This is a genomic window from Acinetobacter sp. SwsAc4 (genome assembly GCF_013391535.1).
In the GTDB taxonomy this organism is placed as follows: Bacteria; Pseudomonadota; Gammaproteobacteria; order Pseudomonadales; family Moraxellaceae; genus Acinetobacter.
Genome location: NZ_JACAXC010000010.1, coordinates 24,643 through 49,372 on the forward strand (window position 1 = coordinate 24,643; position 24,730 = coordinate 49,372).

Below are 24,730 nucleotides of genomic sequence, written 5' to 3' on the forward strand. Positions count from 1 at the left end.
TGTCGTTTTGAATGATCATTTAATAACATACAAAGTAATTACAATGTAATTTAAAATATTGAGTAATAAAATTTTTAATTTATAATCAATAGACTATATGATCGTCTTTTTCATTTCAATTAACTGAATTGGCACCAACGGCTGACCTACATTTGCATTTACAGGATAAGGCTCTGTATGACCTGTAATTTGATAACCACGACGCTGATAATATGCGATTAACTCAGAGCGAACATCCAAGACATACATAATTAAATCTCGAACTTCCGAACAACTCTGTGCAACATATGCTTCAACATAATTGAGCATTTGTTTGCCATATCCTAAGTTTTGAACCGATGAATCTATCGCAAAAGTTCCAATTTCAACAGAATTATGATAAAGACTGAGTCCAATACAAGCAACTAACAAACCTTGTTCATTCTCACCAACAAACAGTTTAAAATTGGATCGGCTCAAGTCTTCACTCAATTGCTCATTAGTAATGCGTGTTCCATCTACAAATGCTTTTTCGGTGGTCCAACTTCGCTCAGATTGAGCCCGATAAGCCAAATTGATTAATTCAACCAATTGCGCTACATCATCATTTTTTGCAGTTCTAATGTTTAAAGACATTTCTATTTTATACGCTCAATAAAAAACCGATGATAACATCGGTTCTTTTACAGTGGAGCAATTAGTTCGTTTGCCCTGCTAACCACGCCATAAATTTTTGACGCTCAGCTTTTGATGCTTTTTGCCACAAGTCTACGAGTTGCTGATCTGTGGTTTTTATATTGCCCGATACTGCCGTTGTTGCTGTTACAGCAACAGGTGCTACACTTGTTGTCGAAGCTGCATATACGGGTGCAGGTTGATTCACGACATTATTTTTGTTTTTTTGGGTTAAATCTAAAGTACGACCTAGTAAACTATTACCTGAAAACCACGGTTGAGCTTCATTATTTGCACCTGTTTGCTGTACTACAAGTTTTTTGCTTTGATCATATAAAGCAACCGTAGGCTGTTCAGCAAATTTTTTTGCTTCACTAAAGTCTTTTGGAGCATTTACCAGTGCCAACGTATAAGACCTATTATCTTGTAGGTCAGATGCCTGAATAGTGACAACACCTGACTTGACAATGTCATGCTCACCATTTAAATGTTCAAAATATTCACGGTAACGTACATTCAGTGTCAAATTACCAGCATCAACCTGATAGTTGTTTTTCTTTGAAGGAATTAACCCATTATTTACTTCTTGACCATTTACCGCAAGAATCACGATTTCTTCAGGTGCAGTGATTGTGACTGCCGAAAAAACTGAACTACTCAATAATAACCCGAAAGCAGCAACACCAACTCTTAAAGACATTAGACTCTTCTCGATATAAACAATTTATGAAATCGTAAGAACTATGCTCTGCGATTATGACCATTTTATGACATAAAACAAAACTGTCTATTCCAACAATTTGGCTTTTTTAAGATATATACATCAATTCTAATGCTAAGCGCCATAGTTCTTTTGGCGAATACAAACCCTTAAATAAAAAAAGAGCACATTGAGTGCTCTTTTTAATCATACGTATATTTACTTAGTTAAAAGTTTTGAAACGTGCAGCATCATCCATATAGGTTTTTTCACCAGCAGCCGCTTCAATAGAACCGAATACTAACTGTGCACGTAGTTTCCAGTTTGATGGAATATCAAAAGTTTCAGCCACTTCGGCATCCACGATTGGATTATAGTGCTGTAATGATGCACCAACACCAATTTCAGATAATGCAGTCCATGTTGCGAACTGTGCAATTGCACTTGAATGTTCAGACCAAACTGGGAAGTTATCCGCATACAATGCGAATTGCTCTTGTAAACCTTTTACAACATCTTGATCTTCATAAAATAACGCCGTACCAAAACCTGCTGAGAAACTATCAATTTTCGCGCTAGTATTTGCAAATGCTTCTGCTGGAACCATTTTACGTAAAGTTTCGCGAACAATTTCCCAAAATTTATGATGTGATTCACCATATAAAGTTACAACACGTGAAGTTTGAGAGTTGAATGATGATGGGCTTTGTTTTACTGCTTCGCGAATTGTTTCTTCAATCGTTGCTTGGTCAACTGTAAGATTTTTACCAATTGCATAAATGGTACGACGTGATTTAATGCTATTTAGAAAGTTACTCATGTTGTTATTCCTACTATACCTTTAAGGCGTTATCTTGGATTGAATGTAGTGTATAACGATACATTTTTTAGGAATAGTCTAAAAAATATGACATATCGTTTTATTTTTGAAACAATACTATTTGTGAACTATAAAAAAACTCCACATTGAGTGGAGTTCTTTTAACATAAACTAATTACTTATCAGTTTCAAATAATGCCGCAACAAATGATTTTGCTGAGAATGGGCGTAAATCATCAATCTTTTCACCGACACCGATATAACGAATTGGCACATGGGTACGACTCGCGATATTAAATAACACACCACCTTTCGCTGTACCATCAAGTTTAGTAATCGTAATACCCGTTAAGCCAACCGCCTCATCAAACAGTTGTACTTGGTTAATTGCATTTTGACCTGTGCCCGCATCTACAATTAACATAATTTCATGCGGTGCCGTTGCATCAATCTTCTGCATCACACGTTTAACTTTTTTCAACTCTTCCATAAGATTTGATTTATTTTGCAAACGACCTGCTGTGTCAGCAATTAGAACATCAATGCCTTTCGCGCGCGCGCTTTCAAAAGCATCAAAGATAACCGACGCACTATCAGCACCATGCCCCTGAGCGACAACTGGAATATCGTTACGTTCACCCCAAATTTGTAGTTGCTCAGTCGCTGCAGCACGGAAAGTATCACCCGCCGCTAGCATGACTTTTTTTCCTTCACCTTGTAAACGTTTAGCCAGTTTACCAATCGTCGTCGTTTTACCTACGCCATTTACACCCACCATTAAAATCACATAAGGCGATTTATTTGGATCGATATGTAATGGTTTTACACGTGGCGCAAGTAATGCAACCAACTCTTCTTGTAATGCTTTGTAGAGCGCATGCGAATAAATTAAATCTCCACGCGCAGTTCTTTCAGTAAGATTCGCGATAATAGTTTTGGTCGCATCGACACCAATGTCGGCGATGAGTAGCTGTTCTTCAACTTCTTCTAATAACTCATCATCAATTTCTTTGCCACCAATTAAGATATTGACCATACCATCGGTAAAACTACGACGCGTTTTAGCCAAACCATCCTTCATACGACCAAAGAAACCCGTTGACTTGGCTTCTTCTGTAATAGCAGGAACAGATGTTTCTTCCACAACTACAGGTGATGGCGTTTCAACAGTATTTTTAGCTACTGGCTCAATAATGGGAACATCGACAGCAGGTAAACTTGGTAATGTGACATCGTCATCTCCGATATCGGCATTTATCAAGAATTTATTTTGCATATTCGATTGCTGTTGCATGTCGATTCCTTGAGAAAAAAAGCAGCTTTTTTAAAGATGGTCAGTCTAGCACAAATTGATTTCTTTTTCCTGACTAAGGCAAACTGTTCATTTATAAATAGAAATGAGTCGATTAAAACTTATTCATCTTCTTGTGCCATCGCTGGGTACTCTTTGATTCGACTAGATTCAAATTGATAAGCGTTCAAAAGCTTTAAATAATCTTCACGGCGAATCTGAGAATTTTCCAGTATATGTACTGCCATTTGTTGTGTTTTAGGATGACTGGCTTGCTGTGAAAACTGAAGTACTTGTTGATATTGCAAAGGATTGACAGGAAGTTTCAATGCATAAAATGCAAGGATAAAAATAGACAAAATAATGATACTGACCAAAGCATTATAAAATTGGTCAATTTTCAACCCTAATTTGGATTGTAAAAATTTATGTTTAGAAATTATAGACAGCATAATCTACCTCGAATTAGATGTAGTGTATGTGTCTAGCTCGCTTAGGACAAGTGTAGCGTTCAATAATTCACCGCTAGTAAGTTTATTGAACGCACATATGATATTAATCAACTCATCAGCGAACGGACAAAGGCGAAATATAAAATAAATGCAATAATCACAAGTGCCAAAAATATTGCAAACATCCCTACACCACTTTCAGCATCAGCTGGATGTAAATCATCATCATCAGCAATACGTTTCAACTCGCCATTGTAAATATCATAAAACCGATCTTTTTGTTCAGGGCTTAAATGACTTGCGAAATCGTAAACTCTTTTGCGCTGTGCTAAACAATAGTCACCTAAGTGAATCTCCTGATGAAAGATTGCCTCATCGAGTAATTTACGGTGATGGTGAGCTAAAGCAATAATTTGGCTTTCTGCTGGCGGTACATCAAAGCTGAAGCCATCAATTACATTTGACATATTATTCTCCTTATCTATTTCTATTATTTTCACTTTGATTTTACTTAAAAATATTTGCGAGAAGTGTTTAATCGTGTAAGCTTACAAATTAAATAATGACACGCGATATACTTGACAATTCAAGTAATGTTGTCATAATTATTTCATAATTCAGAGTTATAGTGACTTAAGTTCAAAGTAAAGTATCTTTGAATAGAATCTGAAGTAATCATAATTAAAATAAGGAGTTATATATGATTCAGCATTTTACACAACATGAACTAGAGCATGTGTATGCCAATGCAGTAAATACAATTCAATCGCAAAAAAACTTTCTAGATGCTGTGAAAGAGCTTGAACAAGTAGCTCAAGCAGGTCACGGTAAAGCAGCATTATTTTTAGCGGAACTGTATTATCAAGGTTTTCGAGTAGAACGTGATTCTTTGAAAGCTCAATATTGGCAAAAGTTAGCAACAATGCAAGCATAAGAAAACGTCACTCAGGTGGCGTTTTTTAATACCTCCTTAAAACGTACAACCTCACTCCCTCCCACGGTCTAACTTGCGCTGCATCAAAGCTTTGATTTGCTCAGGTAGCGTTAACTTTAATAAAAAAATATTTCTAGAGTCTTTCTGAATTGCTTTTATCTGATGCAAAGATTGAATAATCAAGATGATATTTTGACCCAAAAGAATATTTGCTTACGATTTAGATCAATTGTTTAAACATAAATGCCATATAAATTTCTTATAATTAAACATGAGTTTAAATAAAATTAGTTTACGAACATGTATCGTTTTAATAATTTCCAACCAGTATCACGCGAGTTGATGATTAAAATTTCAATTCTAAAAACAATGATGTATTGTGGCGTACTTTGGGGTTTATATCATCAAGGTTGGGCAATCAAGTCCGATCACGATGGTCATGTATTCCCATTTTGGTTGAATGGCGTACAAGCACACCGTTACGCAAAATCAAATTGGAAAAATTATAAACCACGTAAAATTACACCTAAAGATTTTCATGAATCACTATTACCAACCTTAACGCGTTTACAAGTAGAGCCTGCTTTATTTAATTCTTCGCATCGCAAATTCAAACTTTCGACACAACAAATGCAGCATTTCTTTTTTATGCAAGAACCAGTTATGGCGTAATAAATTTGCCCACCAATCATGATGACTTTTTAGACATTCACAAGAGAAAGTTATCATTGTTGTGCATTTAGGACTTTGCAATTAAAAAAAATACCGTTAAGTTAAATGAAAATGACAATACAACAGAGGTAGATAAACAATGACAAGCGTTGCCCAAGTCATCAAAAATAAAGCTGTACAATCAATTTTTACAATTTCGCCAAATGCGACTGTACTTGAAGCAATTAAAATTATGGCGGACAAAGGTGTAGGTGCACTGGTGGTTGCAGAAGATGAAAAAGTGGTTGGAATTTTCTCTGAACGTGACTATACCCGTAAGATCGCCTTGATGGAACGCACCTCAGAAAGCACACTTGTCTCGGACATTATGACATCCAAGGTCATTTCAGTCGGCTTGAACCATACGGTAGAAGAATGTCTACAGCTCATGACCGATCGTCATTTACGTCATTTACCTGTATTGGATCAAGAAAAGTTGGTGGGTTTTATCTCAATTGGTGACTTGGTGAAAGCAGCAATGGAAGATCAACGTATCCTGATTGAACAGCTTCAACAATATATCTCTGGTTAATTCTATAAAAATAAAAAAACAGGGCAATTCACTACCCTGTTTTTTATTTTAAAAACCCAGAACTATGCCTTTAGAAATTTCTGGATTGCAGGCACAAGACGTTGCAACAGCTCATCTGCCTGAGCTTGAGTCATGTTGAGTGTGGGTAACAAACGAACCACAGAACCCGCCGTGACATTGATAATCAATTTATATTGATCACGGGCAATCGCAACAAGTTCAGCACAGTCTTTTGGTAGCTGAATACCAATCATCATACCAAAACCACGCACCTGTACATTGTAACCAGCCAATTGCGCTTTGAGTTGATTCACGATATAGGCACCGACAGTGGCAGCATTTGCGACCACATTCTCTTTTTCAAGTGTATCCAGTACCGTATAGACCACACGCGAGCCCAACACTGTGCCACCATAGGTTGAACCGTGGCTGCCTGCACCCAGTAAACCGATCGCTTTACCCTGAGTCATCACCGCCCCAATTGGAAAACCATTACCCAAACCTTTGGCTGTGGTCATCACATCAGGAACGATACTGGTGTGCTGATAGGCAAAATATTTACCTGTACGCCCATTTCCAGTCTGGATTTCATCCAGCATCATCAACCAGTTATGCTGATTACATAACGCGCGGACTTCTTCCAGATAGCTAAAGCCTTGCGGTGCTGTATTGACACCACCTTCCCCCTGAATCGGTTCAATCAGGATTGCAACAATATCAGGATGATTGATAGCTGCCTCTTGAATCGCTTCAACATCACCAAATGGCACACGAATAAAGCCTTCAACCAAAGGTGCAAAACCTTCTTGAACTTTTTTATTGCCTGTCGCAGATAAGGTCGCCAAAGTACGACCGTGAAAAGATTGTTCAGCAACAATAATTTTAGGATTGCTAATGCCTTGTTTAGAACCAAATTTACGTGCAATTTTGATCGCACCTTCATTTGACTCAGCGCCACTGTTTGAGAAGAAAATTTCTTCCATTCCAGAAACTTGTGCAAGTTTTTGAGCTGCAGCAGTTTGCCAAGGAATTTCGAATAAGTTACTGGTATGCACTAAAGTTGCAGCTTGCTCAGCAATCGCTTCCGCAATCACTGGGTGTGCATGCCCTAAACCACAAACAGCAATACCTGTTAAGGCATCCAAATATTCCGTACCATCCGCTGTATATAAATACGCCCCTCGTCCTCGTACAAAGCTGATCGCTTGGCGACCATAAGTTGCCATAAGATGTGATGGTTGATCAGGTTGCACAGGAGCAAGAGTGATATTAGTCATAACAAACTCAATCTATCATTAGTTGTGGTGAAAAAAGTTATATAAGCAAAAACTTGAGTAGATTGAAAGCTCAAACTCACATTTATATAAGAAAAATCTTTAGCAATAGCCGCAAAACTGTTTTTCAGTATATAATTTACGGAGATTAGTTGAGGATCTATCTATGACGGAACAAGCGCGTGATACAGTAGCGTTAATTCGTGATCAAATTGCGAAACACCCTGTTTTACTTTACATGAAAGGCACTCCACAATTTCCGCAATGTGGTTTTTCTGCACGTGCAGTTGAAGCACTTAGCCAAATTGGTCGCCCATTTGCCTATGTAAATATCTTGGAAAATCAAGATATTCGTACAACATTACCTCAAATTGCTAACTGGCCTACTTTCCCACAATTATGGGTAAACGGCGAGCTCATTGGTGGTAGCGATATCATGCTTGAAATGTTCCAAAATGGTGAGTTAAAGCCATTAGTTGAACAGTATAGCCCTGCTCCTGAAGCATAAGCTAAAAAATGAAAGCCAATCAAATGATTGGCTTTTTTATTGCAATGAGTTTTAGTTTAAGCTAAAACCAACATACCGAAACATACCTTCTACCCCTAAATCGGCTTTGTAAATTTGTAGATTTGGATAGTTCACCTGAATAATGGTCTTATAAATATTCATACTTGGATCTTCATGAATTTCATCAACCGACTGTGGTAGAACTTCTTCAAAACGATCAGCAATAAATTCAAAACCTAAATCCATAGCCATGAATAAAGTATGCTCACACGGCTGAACATACTGTTCTTGTTCCCAATCTAAAACAGCTTGATGACAATATGGACATGCAATGTTTTGAGTCGCATCGATCACGTTTATAAGTTGGTATGTCATAATTTTTAAAGCATAGAAAATTTGGATTTAGTTTAAAAGAATACTATCTGTGAATCTATCCGAATAACAGGGATTTAAATTATGGCAACACTTGAACAAGCGATTTCACTAGCTGCAAAACAACATGAAGGGCAAGTAGATAAAGCAAATGCCCCTTATATATTGCATCCATTAAGAGTCATGTTAAATGTTCCTACAATTGAACATAAAATTGTGGCCGTTTTACATGATATTTTAGAAGATACAGAAACAACGATTGAAGATTTATACCAATTCGGTTTTCAAGAGCATATCATTGACGCAATCGTCGCACTCACTAAAAAACAAGGAGAAACTCGTCTAGAAGCAGCTCAACGAGCGCGACAAAATCCAATCGCACGTGTTGTTAAATTAGCAGATATCAATGACAATATGGACTTATCTCGCATTCAATCACCAACAGTCAAAGATTTTGAGCGTTTGAAAGAATACCAACAGGTTCGAGATTTATTATTACTCCAAAATGTTTAATAATCTCTTTTATAATGATTCACCCTAATCACAAAAGCTGGAGTTTATAGCGTAATGCTAACGGATTTAGATGATTTTTATTGCTTTGCCCTTGTTGTCGAACATGGTGGTTTTAGTGCGGCTGAAAGAGCAACTGATATTCCTAAATCCAAATTAAGTCGCAGAGTTTATAATCTCGAAGAACAGCTGGGTGTACGCTTAATTCAACGTAGTTCACGACACTTTGCCGTTACCGATATTGGTATGGATGTTTATCGTCATGCTCAAGTGATGATGAATGCAGCCCAAGCTGCACATGATGTTGTCAATCACTTAAGTAGCGAACCACGCGGTGTAATTAAAGTCAGTGTTCCAGTTGATATTGCACAAAATCAAATGGCGAAAATATTACCGAGCTTTTTAAAGAAGTACCCTGAAGTTCGGGTTCAAATGATGGTAAGCAATCGCAGAATTGATGTAATTAACGAAGGCGTTGATCTCGCCTTACGTGTTCGCTCTAAGCTAGACGATGACCCTAATTTAGTTTTGCGTCAGTTTACAGCAATTGAGCAACGTCTATTTGCTAGTCAAGCTTATTTAAATGAATTCGGTCATTTAACAACGCCAGAACAATTATCTGAGCATCGTATTATCAGTATGTCCGAAGAACATCTAGATCAACACTTTTTATTATTTGGACCTGAAAATCAACAAAAGAAAATTAAAGTAAATCCTGTCATTATGGGTTCGAATTTGTTGATGCTTGCGGAATTGGCAAGTCAAAATTGTGGAATTGCTTTATTACCAGATAGTATTGCACAAGATTTCACAAAATCAGGGCAATTGGTCAAAGTTTTACCTGAATGGACTGCCCCACATGGTATTTTCCATGCCGTTTATCCGTCACGTAGAGGTCTATTACCCGCTGTACGAGTCTTTATCGATTATTTAGTAGAACAATTAACAGAATCAACGAATAAAAAAAGAGCTTGAATCATTCAAGGTCTTTTTTAAATACATTACACCGCTGGATAGTGTCCTGTTCCATTTGGCCAAGGTGTTAACAACTCAAAACCATCATCAGTAACAACAACCATATGTTCCCATTGCGCTGATAAGGACTTATCTTGTGTCACCACAGTCCATCCGTCATTCAGTTCTTTCACATGGCGTTTACCAGCATTCACCATCGGTTCAATCGTAAATACCATACCCTTTTTCAAGATCATGCCCTGTCCTTTTTGACCATAATGCAAAATATTCGGCTGTTCATGATAGATTCGACCAATACCATGACCACAATATTCTCGGACAATACTATAACCTTCACGTTGCGCAACGGATTGAATTGCATAACCAATATCACCGAGTGTCGCACCTGGTTTTACCGTATGAATCCCTGCAAGCATGGCTTCATAAGTTGTTTCCACCAGTTTCTTGGCTTCTGGGCTCGGCTCGCCCACAAAATACATGCGGCTGGTATCCCCAAAATAACCATCTTTGATTACAGCAACATCGATATTTAATATATCGCCTTCTTGCAAAATTTTCTTTGCGGAAGGAATTGCATGGCACACTTCTTCATTGACTGAAATACATGTCGTCTTGGTAAAACCATGATATCCCACATTGGCTGGAATCACCTGCAAAGTATTTACGATATAGTCGTTGCAAATATCGTCTAAATATTCAGTTGAAACGCCGGGCTTAATATAATCACCAATCATTTCTAATACTTGTGCCGCTAAACGTCCTGAGATACGTAATTTCTCAATATCTTGCTCAGATTTAATCGTCACAGTAGAAGCTCTCATTCGAGATTTTCCTTATTTAAATATAGGTTAATGCAACATGCAGATTCATTTTTGTACTGCATCTCGTATTTCAACAGTTGTACGCTGTCGTACAAAAATCTTCAATCGTTTTAAGATTGAACGGTTGCTATTATTTTACATTTAATTTCAATCGGCATCATAGTAAAAAAGTATAAAGGGCTATATTTTTTACTTTTAAAATCTTTTCAATAAATTAAGTTTACCAATGCTAATTATATGATTTTAATCAGTTCTTATTAGACAAAAATAAACCAAATTTCACATAAAATTAGTTTCAAATGACTACAAATTTGTTCTAGAATCCGCACTTTTATTTTATACCTCCCTTTTATGAACCATCTTCGTACAGGAGATATTATTGCTCTCGGTTTCATGACCTTTGCACTTTTCATTGGTGCTGGCAATATTATTTTCCCCCCTATCGTTGCGCAACAAGCAGGTGAGCATGTTTGGCTCGCTGCTTTTGGATTCTTAATTACCGCAGTCGGTCTACCTGTAATTACCATTATGGCTTTGTCTCGTATGCAAGGCTCTATTGAAATTATCAGCTCGCCACTTGGACGCTTTTTTAGCTTACTCCTCACGATTGTCTGTTATTTGTCTGTCGGACCATTATTTGCCACACCACGTACTGCAACTGTTTCTTATGAAATAGGATTTGCTCCATATTTTGGTACATCAAATAGCAGTCTACTGATTTATAGTGTTATTTATTTTACACTTGTCACTGTGATCTCGCTTTACCCGAATAAATTATTAGATACAGTAGGTCACGTCTTAGCTCCTTTAAAAATTGCTGCTCTAGCGGTTCTTGGTATTGCAGCAATCCTTATCCCTACTGGCTATATTTCTCCACCAATCCATAAGTATGTGACTCGTCCTGTTTCTGAAGGCTTCGTAAACGGCTATTTAACGATGGATACTTTGGGTGCCTTAGTATTCGGTATTGTGATTATTCAAGCGATTCAGTCTCGTGGCGTGACAGATTCAAAGCTGATCACCAAATATGCGATTATCGCGAGTTTAATTGCTGGTGTAGGTTTAACCCTAGTATATATCAGCCTATTTAAACTTGGATTAGGTAGCCATGAAGTTGCGGCGAATGCAGCGAATGGTGCAGTAATTCTGCATGCTTATGTACAACACGCCTTTGGTGATCTAGGTTCGTTGTTTTTAGCTGGTTTGATTTTTCTTGCCTGTATGGTAACTGCAATTGGCCTTACCTGTGCATGTGCAGAATATTTCACTGAATTAACAGGCTTACCGTATAAATTATTAGTTTTTATCTTAATTGGATTTTCATTATTAATTTCTAATTTAGGCTTAACAAAACTAATTGCGTTCTCTGTTCCAGTGTTGAGTGCAATTTATCCACCAGCGATTGTTGTGATTATGATGAGTTTCTTCTGGAAATATTGGAATAAACCTTCAACTGTCGTGAGCTCTGTTACTGCTGTTGCTTTTCTTTTTGGCATTATTGAGGCACTCAAAGCGGCTGGATTCTCTGAACAACTCCCTCAATTCATTAATAATTTACCGTTGAATGAACAGAACCTTGCTTGGTTATTGCCTTCATTGGTCGTACTCGTTATCGCAATTGCTGTAGATCGATTCTCTAGCAGTACTGCTTCTCAAAATTAAAATGATTTGTCGTTAAAATAATGTTTTACCCAAATATAATTTTAGCTATACAAAAAATGTTCTTTTATCCAACTTACATTTTTTGTTTACGACAAATTATTTTTTATCTTATTTGTATCTACCTCTACCCGTATTATTCACACTGTATTTGATCTGAATCACAAAAACATCTTTTCAGCAACTTTTTCAAATTGTAAAAAACCAACACCACTATTCATAATAAAAATAACCTTAATACACCCAAAAAATGTTCAATCTATATAGAAATCAATACATCCATAAATTTATTTAAAAAATAGTGAAGTTAGCTATTGAAATACTGAAAAAATCAAAGTACAACTTTAATCTTAATTCTGACAAAAACGATTAGCTTTTGTCATCACTACTCAAGGAGGGATGGAGATGTTCTCATTACATTTCAACAAGCAAGTCTTCATTGACACTCTAAAGACCAATGATTCCATCGTATATGCAATTACGACATTTGCATTAATGGCGACGCTGTTATTGCAAGGCACTATTAAGGGTAATTTAAAACCTGAATATTTTGCATACGCTTTAATCGTCTCTTTAGCCTTTTGTACGTGGGGGATTATCGATCGAAAGTTTCGACAGATAAGTGCTGAGCGCCAAAAGAATTTTTAATATAAGAAATGGATGAGTAATCATCCATTTTTCTAACTGGTAAATTTTAAGATTGTTCCTAATAGTAATACTGCTGTAGCACCTAATTCGACCATTATTAAACTCAACATTAAAAATGTCATACACCATCTTGGAATCGACCACTGTCCCAACTTATGCGGTTGCTTAAACTGATTCGTTGTATCTTTTAACATTCCATGAATGATATAGACCAAAATCGACATTGAGAAAAAGAATAAATTCGCCACAACGCAAAATAGACTCAAACTATCCGATAAACTTGTAAAATAACTTAATGCAGCCAAGATTAAACTCGCAGCGGCATAAAGCAAACTACTGCGATGTGCAATATCGACATAATAATGTGCACGTGCAAGCTCTGTATTTCTAATTTGATAATACTTCCAAACGCCAGTTAACATCCCTACCCAAAGAAATATTCCACTAAAAATGATCGCCAATTTGGTTGCACTGGTTAAAATTAACATTCCCTTTTCCCCAAATTGTTTTTCCAAAAATAGCTATATTACATAAAATTTGACTTTTAAGTCATTTTTTAAACGAGTTTCTTTTTAGAACTTGTATAAACTGGAAATATGTCTAGACAAGAGTATTTCTCAAATGACTACATTTGAATCATTTTGGATCAGTTGTAAAGATGGTTACCAACTTGCAGCACAGTATTATCCAGCAAGTGATGCCACCAAACCATTTCCGATTCTAATTTGTCCAGCAACAGGTATTACCAAAGGTTTTTATCACTCATTTGCTGAATGGTTAAATCAACAAGGCTACAAGGTCTTAAGTTTTGACTTTAGAGGAATAGGTCAATCTTTACATGAGGCACTGAAAAATTCGAATGCCAGTATCAATGATTGGGGTTTATTAGATATTCCCGCAGCCATCGAAACACTCTTGAATCGTGCTCAAGCTAAACAAGTGATTATTTTGGGACATAGTGCCGGTGGTCAATTACTTGGAATCAACCCTAACCATCAAAAAGTTGCTAAAGTTGTCGCAATCGCTGGTTCAACGGGTCATGTAAAAGGCTTAAAAGGAAAAACTAAACTTCTTGCTCCATTAATGTTTAATGTCATTTTTCCAATATCCAGTGCTATTAAAGGATACGGTGCAACACAATTTATTGGTATGGGTGAAAATTTACCTAAAAATGTAGCAAAACAATGGGCTGAATTTTGTAGTCAACCTGGTTATGTCATGAATGCAATTGGTAAAAGTATTTTTGCTGATTATCACCAAGAGATTGTCTGTCCGATTACATCAATTTGGGCAAGTGATGATGAAATCGCAACACAGGCAAATGTTAAAGATTTACTCAGACTTTATCCTAATGCCCAAACCAATTTGATTGAATTGAAACCACAACAATATGGTTACAAACAAATTGGACATATGCTGATGTTCAAAAAATCACATCAGAAATTATGGCCCGTATTAGAAAAAGAACTGAGAATGTAATCCCTAAACTCACAGCTTTACCCTTTTGCGTATCTAAGTTTGTAATCCTATTTAGATGCGCCTTTTTAATTTACAATTATTTACATAAACGATAAATGACATAACTAAGTAGAAGTTTTTTACAATGAATTATTTTTTAACAATATAAAGTTAAATAATAAAGCTACATTTGTATTCTTTTTAAGCAAATTAATTAACTAATAATGATTAAATGTGATAAAGAATGTATTTATTCAACTTTTTAGCAGCACTATGGATTTTAATTTTTAACCAAATGTTAAATTCAAATATATGTATTTAATTTGTTTTTTCGATTATTTTATTTTACAAATGTAACAATTTTAAAGCTATATGACATTTTAGACAGAATCTTTTATAAAAAAGTCACGTCATAATTTGTATTTATTTTCTACAATACATTTGTTCTACAAATAAGCTACAATGCAGCACTGTAGAAATACAATTGGGGTAAGATGGATAGGTAAGACCATCATTAATAACAGTTTTATATAGTTTACATGATGATACCCCTATCCTAAGCAAAGATGGTTATACAACCATTTTTAGGAAGATTTGTTATAAATGGAATGTTAGAAAAATTAGATTTCATCATTTTTCTAGCGTATAAATTGTAGACATTTCATGGAATTTAGGAGTTGCATCTAACAACTCTGTGTAACAAGCATAGGAAATAACTTAATGCCTAAAAAATATGCGCGTTTTTTACCTACATCAGAAACATTTAACTTAGAAGACTTTCCTTATTTCTGGATTTCTCAAGTAAATGCACAGTACGTTCAAAATATCGATAACGTACTTAAGAAGTATGGTTTAGACAACTCTCGCCGTCGTATTTTAATTGCATTGAATGTCAAACCACATGCAAGCGTGTCTGAACTTTCAGACATGGTGATTTCTAAAATGTCTACAACCACAAAAATCGTATATCGCCTTAAAGATGAGGGATATATTGAAACTTATTCATGTAAAGAAGATGGTCGTATTACCCGCGTTTATCTTACTGATAAGGGTACAGAAATGATTACTAAAATTAATGATCTAACCTCTGTAATATTAGAACAATCATTTGATGGATTAACACCGTTGCAAATTGAAAAGACGATGGAAATTTTAAAACATATGTTTAAAAATCTTGCTCGTTGATTGATAAAATATAAAAAAAGGTTTCTTATTAGAAACCTTTTTTATTTAGAAAAGATCAAACATATTTAACTGAGGTGTTTGTTTTGCTATTTTTGCCTTAGGTACATGTGAACATTCAAACTCTTCGACTGGAAACCCTTGCATAAATTGAATCATTTGATGTGGTTGTTTTAAACTCAACCAATCATCAAGACGATCATGTGGAATGATGACAACTGATCTTTTTATATCGCCAGGTTCATGAAATTCTTTCATCATCGGATGGTCGACTGCGTTCATTGTGAGCATCGCTGCTGAACGAATAATTTGATTATTGATTTTACAAATTTCATAAAGTGCAGCAATAAAAAAGGCTCTGCCATCTTTACGCCTTACACCCCATCGTTGAGGTTTATTTCCAGTATATTTACTTTCATAAAACTCAGTGACTGGAATTACACCGAACTTGCATTTATAAGCTGCCTCCTGAAAGCTTGGTTTCTCAAAAATGGTCTCATGTCTAGCATTATAAGCACGTTTAGAGCTGTTAATATCCTCTGCCCATTTCGGCACTAAACCAAATAATACTTCTCGCCACTCCAATCCATGTTCAGATTTAAATAATAACGGTGTTTTATAACTTGGATAAATCTCATCGAGATAGTTAAAAGGAACAAGTGGTAGTTCAAGTTGTTGTAATTGCTCAAGTGTTACTGGTTTGTAGTTAGCACACATAAAATCACAAGCACCTTACTTAATAAAAAAGCCTCCGAGGAGGCTTTTATTTTAGATGAAATTAATCACCTGTATAACCTTTAAGTTTTAAACGTGCAGCGTGTAACAATGGCTCTGTATAACCAGAAGGTTGCTCAGCACCTTTGAAGATCAAATCAGCGGCAGCTTGGAATGCAATACCATCAAAATTTGGTGCCATTGGCGTATAAAGCGGATCATTGGCATTTTGCTGATCAACAATCACAGCCATACGTTTAAGCACTTCTTCAACTTGTTCTTTCGTTACGATACCGTGACGCAACCAGTTTGCAACATGCTGAGAAGAAATACGTAAAGTTGCACGGTCTTCCATCAAACCAACGTTGTTGATGTCTGGCACTTTAGAACAACCTACACCTAGATCAACCCAACGTACAACATAACCCAAGATACCTTGACAGTTATTTTCAAGTTCGTTATTCAACTCTTCAGCAGTCCAGTTTGTTTCTGGTGCAAAAGGAGGCGTTAACAAATCATCCAAAGTCAACATATCTTCAGCAGCCAATTCGTCTTGACGTGCTTTTACATTAATTTGATGATAATGCATTGCATGAAGTACAGCACCTGTAGGTGATGGAACCCATGCACAAGAAGCACCCGCATTTGGATGCGCTGTCTTAGTCGCCAACATATCTTTCATGCTATCTGGTTTTGGCCACATGCCTTTACCAATTTGCGCTTTACCTTGTAAACCACAAGCCAAACCAATTGCAACGTTACGATTTTCGTAAGCAGCAATCCATTTCTGAGCTTTAACAGCTTCTTTACGTACCATTGGCGCTGCTTCCATAGACGTATGGATTTCATCACCCGTACGATCCATAAAACCAGTGTTAATGAAAATTGTACGGTCTTTTGCAGCTGCGATACAGTTTTTCAAATTAACTGAAGTACGACGTTCTTCATCCATGATACCGATTTTGAGAGTTTTTGCAGGTAAACCGAGTGCTTGTTCTGCACGCTCAAATAATTCAACTGCAAATGCAACTTCTTCTGGACCATGCATTTTTGGTTTAACGATATACATAGAACCTTTACGAGAGTTCTTATTTTCGTTTTCGCCACGAATATCTGTAATTGTAAGTAATGGAGTAACTAATGCATCCATAATACCTTCAAATACTTCTTGGCCATCTACAAGGATCGCAGGGTTAGTCATTAAATGACCAACGTTACGAAGAAGCATTAATGAACGACCATGTAGCGTTGTAGTACCGCCAATTAAGTTCTGAACTGTACGGTCTTTGTTTAATGCACGAGTAATGGTTTTACCATTTTTCTCGATTGACTCTTGCAAGTCACCCTTCATTAAACCTAACCAGTTACGATAGCCTTCAACTTTCTCTTCTGCATCAACAGCTGCAACTGAGTCTTCTAAATCTTGGATCGTTGTAATAGCAGCTTCTAGAGTTAAATCTTTAACGCCAGCCGCATCAGTTTTACCGATTGGGCTATTTGCATCGATATCAATAATAACGTGCAAGCCATTATTTAATAAAACGATTTCAGTTGGGTTTGCAGCATCGCCATTAAAGCCAACAAATTGAACTTCATGAGCCAAAGAGGTTGTTGAACCATCTTTTAAAGTTACAACTAAACGATTGTGATCAACTGCATATTTAGTTGCATCGGCATGAGAGCCTTGAGCAAGTGGGAATGTTTGATTAAGAAAATCTTTAGCGAAAGCAATTACTTTATCGCCACGGACTGGGTTGTATCCCTTACCTTTCTCTGCACCATTTTCTTCAGAAATTACATCAGTACCGTAAAGTGCATCATATAATGAACCCCAACGTGCATTCGCAGCATTTAAGCAATAGCGTGCATTACGTACTGGCACAACAAGCTGAGGACCAGCTAATAATGCAATTTCTTCATCTACATTTTCAGTCGTTACTTGGAAATCAGCAACTTCTGGTACTAAGTAACCAATCTCAGTTAAAAATGCTTTATACGCATTTAACTCAAATTGATTATTACGATGCCATTCATCAATCTTAGCTTGAATTTCATCACGCTTAGCTAATAGTGCTTTATTCTTTGGGCTAAGATCGACAACGACTTGCTCGAAATTTTTCCAGTAAGTTTCACTGTCTAAACCAGAGCCTGGTAAAGCTTCATTTTCGATGAAATCGTAAAGTTCTTTAGCAATCGCTAGCTTGCCTTGTTGAATACGTACAGTCATTGTCTTTCCTGATGATGCTAACTTTTTATAACAAGAAACCTAGTATACCGATTTATACTAGCCTGAATAGTAATATCACATTGCTAAATAGTAAGCATTTTCTTAGTCTAAGTATTGACAAATATAATTTTTATAAACACCAAAACCAAGTTTTGATCTAGCTACTTCTATTCTGCGACATACTCACTTTTTAAAACTCATTTAGTTATAACAAAATTCAATTAAGAATAAAGCTTTCTCTATATGAATTTATAAAAAAGACATTCCTGAGAATGCCTTTATAATTTATGAAGTTTTTGAAACCTGAATTTGACGATGCTCTGAATGCAGATAATCATCGGATTGCATTTCTAATAAACGTGAACGTGTTCGTTCAATTTCAAATGCTAATTTTTGACCTTCATAAAGATCAATAATTGAATCTTCTGAAGTTAAAAGTAATTTCACACCACGATCATAAAACTCATCCACTAAATAAATAAAGCGACGGGTTCCTTCTGAGAGAAAATCAGTTAAATGCGGCACGTTACTTACCAGTACCGTGTTGTAAATATTAGCAATTTCAATGAAATCAGCTGGACTACGTGGTTTAAAACATAACTCAGAGAATTCACACCATAATACATCTTCTGTATGCCCAAGCGTTTCTACAATACGATTGTTAATCATGATAGGTGTATTAAAGAGCGTTTGTGTCTGTGTCAGCGCTTGAAAACGCTCATACATCCATGATTGAGCATCATTACTCAATGGATGTTTGAATAATTGAGCCTGCTTCAAAACACGCAAACGATAATCAACACCAGCATCTACATTCAGAACCGTACAGTTTTTTTGAACCAATTCAATTGTAGGAAGAAAACGGTCACGATGGATACCATTTTTATAGAGACCTTCTGGTGCAATATTAGACGTTGCAATCAACGTGACGCCACGTTCAAATAACTTTTGAAATAAATCACTAATAATCATTGCATCGGTCACATTTGATACAAAAAACTCATCAAAACAAATGACAACCGCATTTTTATAAATCTGATCAGCAACAGAATCTAATGGATTACGTTGACCTGAAAGCTTATTCAATTCTTTATGGACATGTTGCATAAAATGGTGAAAATGCATGCGTGTTTTGCGGCGAAATGGAACTGACTCATAAAATTGATCCATCAACCATGTTTTCCCACGCCCTACGCCACCCCACATATATACCCCTTTTGGATAGGTTTGACGACGGAAACGTCTAAACGCTTTCTTTGAGGCTTTATAACGAGTAAGCAACTCTTTCCATACTCGATCTAACTCTTGCACTGCCTGAGCTTGAGCTTCATCTGGCATAAATTGACCTGATTCGATTGCTTGAGCATAACGCTCCGCAGGTGAGATCGGCATAAATGAAGTGCTATGTGAGTCTGGTTTAGAATTTAACATAAGGTGTTATTACAATTTTAATTGGTGAAAATTATATCGAACATTAAGTCCAAAGGCATTAGATTTTAGGCTTAATTATCATGGAGTTTAAACATCATAATGTACCATTTTTTAATCATTTTAATGATTACGATTATATTGTCTTGGACTTTGACCAAACCATCGTTTAAACGCATGATTAAATGCAGCAGGTTCAGAATAACCTAACATTTCCGCAACTTGCCCAATTGAATATGCACTATTTTCAATAAACTTTAATGCTTTCTGCTTAATGAGCCTTTCGCGTATTTCCTTATAACTTGTTTGTATTTGCTGCAATTTATGTCTTAGAGTCCTCTCAGGAATCTTTAATGCACATGCTGTTTCAGACATTGTAGGTATTACACCATTTTGCATTTCAAGATATTCCTCGACATATTCTAAAATGGTCAACTTTGCACGGCTACTTCGTTCTAATTTCTTCAGATCTTGTAGGCATTTTTCTTCATAGACACGGTAAGTAAGAACATCAGCAGATGGTATTTTTATATTTAAAATGTCAGTATTTTCTAGAATAAAAGAGGCATGCTGACATTCAAATTTTACATCCTGACCATAATAGTCTTGATAAGCCACTATTAATTCTAATTCTTTAGGTGCTTTAAAAGGTAATTCAATACGAATATTAGGGATTTCAAGCCCCATCATTTTAAAAATATCTTGTAAGAACTTATAAGTACCTGAGATTTCACATTGAGCACGAAACAATCCTAAATGTGTATTTAAATCAATTGGTTGATAATGAAAATGGATGTGATCTTTTTTAATATTTAGTTGTAATGAACCAAACAGATGTGTCAATTGCTGAAATCGCACACCATTTAACAGAGCTTTATGTAAAGTATCGCTTGTAACAAGCAGCATCAAGAATGGGCCATACCCTGCAAGCGCATAATGTTGACCAATGATTAAGCCTTGTTCAGGAGAAATATCTTGACTAATATACTGTAAAATATCCCATTCAATTTCATCTGGAATAATTGAACTCGGATCTAAAGCTTCGGCTTGTATTCCCATGTCTGCTAAACGAGCATCAACATCAATGCCCACATGACGCATGCCTTGAATTAAATACATCAATCCGAGGATAGATCTCTTCATAATTCCGAATGTAATTCCTAAGACTTTAACGTTGTACTATAAAAATACGAATAAATGAATTGCCGAAATGATCAGGTTTTGCGTCTATACAATCATATTTAATCTCTACAAAACCTTTAAACTTGCATAAAATTTAGATGTGTAGGGCGTGGACTATGCGTGATGTACCCCAAAATGCTATTCAAAAAACTAAAGTTGCAATTATTGGTGCAGGTTTTGGTGGTTTAGCAATGTCTATTCGACTATTACAAAGTCAAATGAATGATTTTGTAATTTTAGAAAAAACCAATGACGTTGGTGGCACATGGCGTGAAAATCAATACCCGGGTGCTGCCTGTGATGTTCAATCACACATGTATTCACTTTCGTTTGCTCCCAAAACAGATTGGTCAAAACGTTACGCTGAAGCTGATGAAATTTTTGAATATATCCAAGATATTACTCAGCAATATAGATTAAAAGATTATTGCAAATTCAATCATGAAGTTACTCATGCTGAGTTTGATGAAAATCGTAATGTTTGGTCATTAGATTTTAAAGATCAACCATCCATTGAAGCTCAATTTGTTATTTTTGCTTCTGGTCCCCTACACGTTCCACAAATTCCTCACTTAAAAGGAATTGAAAAGTTTAAAGGTAAAGTCTTCCATTCTTCACAATGGGATCATCAATACAGCTTAGAAGGTAAATCTGTTGCTTCTATTGGTACTGGTGGTAGTGCAATTCAATATATCCCCGAGATTGCACAAAAAGTGAAACAGCTTTATGTATTCCAACGTACTGCCGCATGGGTCATTCCACGTGATGAACGTAAATATTCACAATTAAGCAAATCTTTATTTAAAGCTTCAAATATTTATCGTCAAATTCATCGTACTCGTTTGTATTGGAGCAACGAATCACGTGTCGTACCTATCGTACAACCACAGATCATGAAATATGGTCAAAAGCTTGCAGAAGCATTTATCCGCTTTCAAGTCAAAGACAAAGAGCTCGCTAAAAAACTTACACCAGACTTCGTGATGGGTTGTAAGCGTATTTTGATTTCAAATAAGTACTTCCCAACGTTCAACCGTAAAAATGTTGAATTAATTACTGATGGCGTTCAGGAAATTACAGCTAACGGCATTATTACCAAAGACGGTAAAGAACGCCAAATTGACTGTTTGATTTATGGTACGGGATTCATTACTGACCCACGTATTTACTTAAAGCATTTCGATTGTGTTGGTCGTAATGGAATCGAACTTAAGCAAGCTTGGAAAGATGGTGCAGAAAGCTACTATGGTGTTAGTACGAAAAACTTCCCTAATCTATTCCAACTATTAGGTCCAAATACGATTTTAGGTCATAACTCTATTATTTTTATGATTGAATCTCAAGTGAATTATATTTTGCAATTGATTCAAACCGTAGATAAAACAGGTTCTCAAGCTGTTGAGATTAAACAACAGGTACAAGATCAATTTAATGAGCGTGTGCAGAAACAACTCAAAGGAACAGTTTGGCAAGCAGGTGGATGCAGTAGTTGGTATCAAGCAGCCGATGGTAAAAACTTCTCATTATGGCCAACATATACTTGGAAATATTGGTTAGAAACACGTAAAGTAAATGTCGCTGACTATAATTTTATTCATACAGCAACAAATGCAAAAAACAATGCAGCCTAATCAATAATTCTTCATAATAAGCAGGTTATTCGTAACCTGCTTTTTTTATGCAATCTTTTGTTCTTATCTTCCAAATTTTTATCGCAATAAGCTTAGGCTATTTTCTCGCCCCAAAACTATCACAGCGAATTAAACAATTTGTATTTAAAATTTTACCCTATTTTTCTTATTTATTATTAATGAGTGTTGCCTTTGAACTGACTCAAGCTTTGAATCATATCTCAGATCCAGCAGCAATATTACCACCTGCATTATTAATTGCATTTACTACATCAGTTGGTTCTTTCTTTATCTGTCTGATTACTTACAAACTGATTGATCGTCAAAGCATACAAGGAAAAATTTCATTACACCTCTTTATCAATGCACTCAAAAATATCGCTAAAGCATTTCTAGCATTAGGTTTAGGGATTTTACTTGGAATACTAGTCACTCAATCTAATCTACAAATTGCATTTAATAGTTGGTATTTATTACTCATATTTATCTTTTTGATTGGCATTGAGCTTGCTTTTACGCAATTTGATCGTAGTTGGTTAAGTTGGAAAGTACTATTGGTTCCCGCTGCAGCCTTTGTTGGTTCATGCTTAGCAGCAATCGTGAATTATTTAATCTTATCTAATCACTTTAACTTAAATGAAATAATGGCTTTAGCTCAGGGATATGGATGGTACTCAATGTCTGGCATTCTATTCACTGAATTACATTCAGCACGACTTGGTGGCATTGCCTTATTAACCGACCTCTTCCGAGAAATTTTCGCCATTCTTCTTATGTATTTTCTAGGCTGGCGTTTTCCACGTTCAGCGATTTCGAGTGCTGGAGCAACCTCAATGGATGTCACCCTTGCAATGGTTAAACAGTCATGTGGCACGCATTACGTACCACATGCAATGATGAGCGGATTAATTTTATCGCTTCTTGCACCTTTATTAATCAGCCTATTCTTAAATCTCAAGTTCTAAGGTATTTATACACTAAATAAACTTAGATAGACGCCAAAATTGACTTCAACATTTCTGTTGGACGTTCAGCCTTTGTAATCGGGCGACCAATCACTAAATGCGTCGAACCATCAAGCATAGCTTGTTTAGGTGTAACGATACGTTTTTGGTCATCTGCATTTGAACCTTCTGGACGAATGCCCGGGGTAACTAATGCAAAATCAGCATTCAACATTTCACGAAGAATCTTAGCTTCTTGTGCTGAGCAAACTACGCCATCCAAACCACTTTCTTGAGTCAATTTAGCTAAACGTTTGACATGCTCTACCGGTTCGATGTCTAAACCAATATCACGTAGATCTTCACGCCCCATAGAAGTTAACACAGTAACTGCAATTAGTTGTGTTTGATAATTGCCTGCTTTGAGTCTTTCAACACAAGTTTCCATCATTTTTCGACCGCCAGACGCATGAACATTGACCATCCACACACCTAGATCTGCCGCAGCACAAACAGCTTGAGCAGTTGTATTCGGAATATCATGAAATTTTAAATCAAGGAAAACTTCAAAGCCTTTATCTTGTAAAGTTTTAACAACACTTGGACCTTCATGAGTAAAAAGTTCCTTGCCCACTTTGACACGACATAAAGCAGGATCAAGCTGATCCACAATCGTTAAAGCGTCATATTCGCTTTTTGCATCTAGTGCAACAATGATACTCAAGAGCGTTTCTTCCCAGTTGATTCAAAGTCGCTATTATAAATAGGTTTTAATTTAAGTGTAAAATTTCATTCAACACATTTTTACTTCTTACATTTAAGTTGCAACAACAGAACTAAAACATACCAAATAGTAAAATTTTATTAAATTTTAATCTTAAAATAAATTAAAAACGATTAAAACTGCAATAGGCATAAAAAGGCATCAATTTAGTCACCATCATTTTTTAAGATTTTGAAAAATCAAGAAATACCCATACAACAACGCTTAAAACTCTTGCCCAATCTTACTCACTTTATAATGAGCTTTGCGGATTTAAATAAATATGTACAGCCCTTTAATTTTCCACAGAATGAATATGAAGAAGCAATCAATGTTCACT

At 36.0% G+C, this 24,730-nt stretch carries 27 protein-coding genes; 12 read left to right on the top strand and 15 right to left on the bottom strand.

What is annotated here, in order from left to right; genetic code table 11:
• Positions 1-93 precede the first annotated feature (93 nt).
• The 6 genes from HYG88_RS06905 to HYG88_RS06930 form a co-directional block, all read right to left on the bottom strand.
• Positions 94-615, bottom strand: a complete 522-nt coding sequence (locus tag HYG88_RS06905; protein WP_005160014.1) for a GNAT family N-acetyltransferase — start codon at positions 613-615, stop codon at positions 94-96.
• A gap of 61 nt (positions 616-676) precedes the next feature.
• A complete protein-coding gene (locus tag HYG88_RS06910; protein WP_005160013.1) occupies positions 677-1,354 on the bottom strand; it encodes a DUF2057 domain-containing protein in 678 nt (225 codons plus the stop codon).
• 223 nt (positions 1,355-1,577) lie between these two features.
• Complete coding sequence (locus tag HYG88_RS06915) at positions 1,578-2,174, bottom strand: nitroreductase family protein (protein ID WP_004662314.1); 597 nt, start codon at positions 2,172-2,174, stop codon at positions 1,578-1,580.
• Positions 2,175-2,349: 175 nt separating this feature from the next.
• Positions 2,350-3,468: a signal recognition particle-docking protein FtsY gene (gene ftsY, locus HYG88_RS06920; protein WP_005160012.1), complete on the bottom strand. Its 1,119-nt coding sequence runs from the start codon at positions 3,466-3,468 to the stop codon at positions 2,350-2,352.
• Positions 3,469-3,587: 119 nt separating this feature from the next.
• Positions 3,588-3,917, bottom strand: a complete 330-nt coding sequence (locus HYG88_RS06925) for a hypothetical protein (RefSeq protein WP_005160011.1) — start codon at positions 3,915-3,917, stop codon at positions 3,588-3,590.
• Between the two features lie 107 nt (positions 3,918-4,024).
• Positions 4,025-4,384, bottom strand: coding sequence for a hypothetical protein (locus HYG88_RS06930; protein ID WP_005160009.1), 360 nt, complete (start codon positions 4,382-4,384; stop codon positions 4,025-4,027).
• A 233-nt stretch (positions 4,385-4,617) separates the two neighbouring features.
• On the opposite strand from HYG88_RS06930, the gene HYG88_RS06935 reads away from it, so the two are divergent.
• The 3 genes from HYG88_RS06935 (at position 4,618) to HYG88_RS06945 (ending at position 6,094) form a co-directional block, all read left to right on the top strand.
• A complete protein-coding gene (locus HYG88_RS06935) occupies positions 4,618-4,851 on the top strand; it encodes a hypothetical protein (RefSeq protein WP_004662320.1) in 234 nt (77 codons plus the stop codon).
• A gap of 300 nt (positions 4,852-5,151) precedes the next feature.
• Positions 5,152-5,523 carry a DUF2750 domain-containing protein gene (locus HYG88_RS06940; protein WP_005160000.1) on the top strand — a complete coding sequence of 124 codons (372 nt, stop codon included), beginning with the start codon at positions 5,152-5,154 and terminating at the stop codon, positions 5,521-5,523.
• A 139-nt stretch (positions 5,524-5,662) separates the two neighbouring features.
• Positions 5,663-6,094 carry a CBS domain-containing protein gene (locus tag HYG88_RS06945; RefSeq protein WP_005159997.1) on the top strand — a complete coding sequence of 144 codons (432 nt, stop codon included), beginning with the start codon at positions 5,663-5,665 and terminating at the stop codon, positions 6,092-6,094.
• A gap of 62 nt (positions 6,095-6,156) precedes the next feature.
• On the opposite strand, the gene HYG88_RS06950 is transcribed toward HYG88_RS06945, so the two are convergent.
• A complete protein-coding gene (locus tag HYG88_RS06950) occupies positions 6,157-7,371 on the bottom strand; it encodes an aspartate aminotransferase family protein (RefSeq protein WP_005159994.1) in 1,215 nt (404 codons plus the stop codon).
• Positions 7,372-7,534: 163 nt separating this feature from the next.
• On the opposite strand from HYG88_RS06950, the gene grxD reads away from it, so the two are divergent.
• Positions 7,535-7,876 carry a Grx4 family monothiol glutaredoxin gene (gene grxD / locus HYG88_RS06955; RefSeq protein ID WP_004662328.1) on the top strand — a complete coding sequence of 114 codons (342 nt, stop codon included), beginning with the start codon at positions 7,535-7,537 and terminating at the stop codon, positions 7,874-7,876.
• Positions 7,877-7,927: 51 nt separating this feature from the next.
• Here the strand turns inward: grxD and HYG88_RS06960 are convergent, their stop codons facing one another.
• Positions 7,928-8,251: a hypothetical protein gene (locus HYG88_RS06960; RefSeq protein ID WP_005159991.1), complete on the bottom strand. Its 324-nt coding sequence runs from the start codon at positions 8,249-8,251 to the stop codon at positions 7,928-7,930.
• An 81-nt stretch (positions 8,252-8,332) separates the two neighbouring features.
• Between HYG88_RS06960 and HYG88_RS06965 the strand changes: the two genes are divergently transcribed.
• Together HYG88_RS06965 and HYG88_RS06970 are read left to right on the top strand one after the other, a co-directional pair.
• Positions 8,333-8,761, top strand: a complete 429-nt coding sequence (locus tag HYG88_RS06965) for an HD domain-containing protein (RefSeq protein ID WP_004662331.1) — start codon at positions 8,333-8,335, stop codon at positions 8,759-8,761.
• Positions 8,762-8,815: 54 nt separating this feature from the next.
• Positions 8,816-9,733 carry a LysR family transcriptional regulator gene (locus HYG88_RS06970; protein WP_005159989.1) on the top strand — a complete coding sequence of 306 codons (918 nt, stop codon included), beginning with the start codon at positions 8,816-8,818 and terminating at the stop codon, positions 9,731-9,733.
• Positions 9,734-9,759: 26 nt separating this feature from the next.
• On the opposite strand, the gene map is transcribed toward HYG88_RS06970, so the two are convergent.
• Complete coding sequence (map, locus tag HYG88_RS06975) at positions 9,760-10,554, bottom strand: type I methionyl aminopeptidase (RefSeq protein WP_005159988.1); 795 nt, start codon at positions 10,552-10,554, stop codon at positions 9,760-9,762.
• 351 nt (positions 10,555-10,905) lie between these two features.
• Between map and brnQ the strand changes: the two genes are divergently transcribed.
• Together brnQ and HYG88_RS06985 are read left to right on the top strand one after the other, a co-directional pair.
• The gene (gene brnQ, locus HYG88_RS06980; protein ID WP_005159986.1) at positions 10,906-12,216 is read left to right on the top strand and encodes a branched-chain amino acid transport system II carrier protein; all 1,311 of its coding nucleotides are present in this window, start codon (positions 10,906-10,908) and stop codon (positions 12,214-12,216) included.
• A gap of 402 nt (positions 12,217-12,618) precedes the next feature.
• Positions 12,619-12,861, top strand: coding sequence for a hypothetical protein (locus tag HYG88_RS06985; protein ID WP_005159983.1), 243 nt, complete (start codon positions 12,619-12,621; stop codon positions 12,859-12,861).
• Between the two features lie 32 nt (positions 12,862-12,893).
• Here HYG88_RS06985 and HYG88_RS06990 read toward each other — a convergent pair whose 3' ends face one another.
• The gene (locus HYG88_RS06990; RefSeq protein WP_005159981.1) at positions 12,894-13,349 is read right to left on the bottom strand and encodes a hypothetical protein; all 456 of its coding nucleotides are present in this window, start codon (positions 13,347-13,349) and stop codon (positions 12,894-12,896) included.
• A 133-nt stretch (positions 13,350-13,482) separates the two neighbouring features.
• On the opposite strand from HYG88_RS06990, the gene HYG88_RS06995 reads away from it, so the two are divergent.
• Both HYG88_RS06995 and HYG88_RS07000 read left to right on the top strand, forming a co-directional pair.
• A complete protein-coding gene (locus tag HYG88_RS06995) occupies positions 13,483-14,340 on the top strand; it encodes an alpha/beta fold hydrolase (protein WP_005159979.1) in 858 nt (285 codons plus the stop codon).
• Positions 14,341-15,039: 699 nt separating this feature from the next.
• On the top strand, positions 15,040-15,504 hold the full coding sequence (locus tag HYG88_RS07000) for a MarR family winged helix-turn-helix transcriptional regulator (RefSeq protein ID WP_004662340.1): 465 nt from the start codon (positions 15,040-15,042) through the stop codon (positions 15,502-15,504).
• 45 nt (positions 15,505-15,549) lie between these two features.
• Here the strand turns inward: HYG88_RS07000 and HYG88_RS07005 are convergent, their stop codons facing one another.
• From HYG88_RS07005 to HYG88_RS07020, 4 genes are all read right to left on the bottom strand, one after another.
• Complete coding sequence (locus HYG88_RS07005) at positions 15,550-16,218, bottom strand: SOS response-associated peptidase (RefSeq protein WP_005159978.1); 669 nt, start codon at positions 16,216-16,218, stop codon at positions 15,550-15,552.
• Positions 16,219-16,279: 61 nt separating this feature from the next.
• Positions 16,280-18,442, bottom strand: coding sequence for a malate synthase G (locus HYG88_RS07010; RefSeq protein ID WP_005159964.1), 2,163 nt, complete (start codon positions 18,440-18,442; stop codon positions 16,280-16,282).
• Positions 18,443-18,727: 285 nt separating this feature from the next.
• Positions 18,728-19,873: a cell division protein ZapE gene (gene zapE / locus HYG88_RS07015; protein WP_005159962.1), complete on the bottom strand. Its 1,146-nt coding sequence runs from the start codon at positions 19,871-19,873 to the stop codon at positions 18,728-18,730.
• A gap of 120 nt (positions 19,874-19,993) precedes the next feature.
• Positions 19,994-21,013: an AraC family transcriptional regulator gene (locus tag HYG88_RS07020; RefSeq protein ID WP_005159957.1), complete on the bottom strand. Its 1,020-nt coding sequence runs from the start codon at positions 21,011-21,013 to the stop codon at positions 19,994-19,996.
• A 155-nt stretch (positions 21,014-21,168) separates the two neighbouring features.
• Between HYG88_RS07020 and HYG88_RS07025 the strand changes: the two genes are divergently transcribed.
• Both HYG88_RS07025 and HYG88_RS07030 read left to right on the top strand, forming a co-directional pair.
• Positions 21,169-22,683, top strand: a complete 1,515-nt coding sequence (locus HYG88_RS07025; protein ID WP_005159954.1) for an NAD(P)/FAD-dependent oxidoreductase — start codon at positions 21,169-21,171, stop codon at positions 22,681-22,683.
• Positions 22,684-22,730: 47 nt separating this feature from the next.
• Positions 22,731-23,648, top strand: a complete 918-nt coding sequence (locus HYG88_RS07030; RefSeq protein ID WP_005159951.1) for a lysine exporter LysO family protein — start codon at positions 22,731-22,733, stop codon at positions 23,646-23,648.
• 22 nt (positions 23,649-23,670) lie between these two features.
• Here HYG88_RS07030 and pyrF read toward each other — a convergent pair whose 3' ends face one another.
• Positions 23,671-24,351, bottom strand: a complete 681-nt coding sequence (gene pyrF, locus HYG88_RS07035) for an orotidine-5'-phosphate decarboxylase (RefSeq protein ID WP_005159948.1) — start codon at positions 24,349-24,351, stop codon at positions 23,671-23,673.
• Between the last annotated feature and the right edge of the window lie 379 nt (positions 24,352-24,730).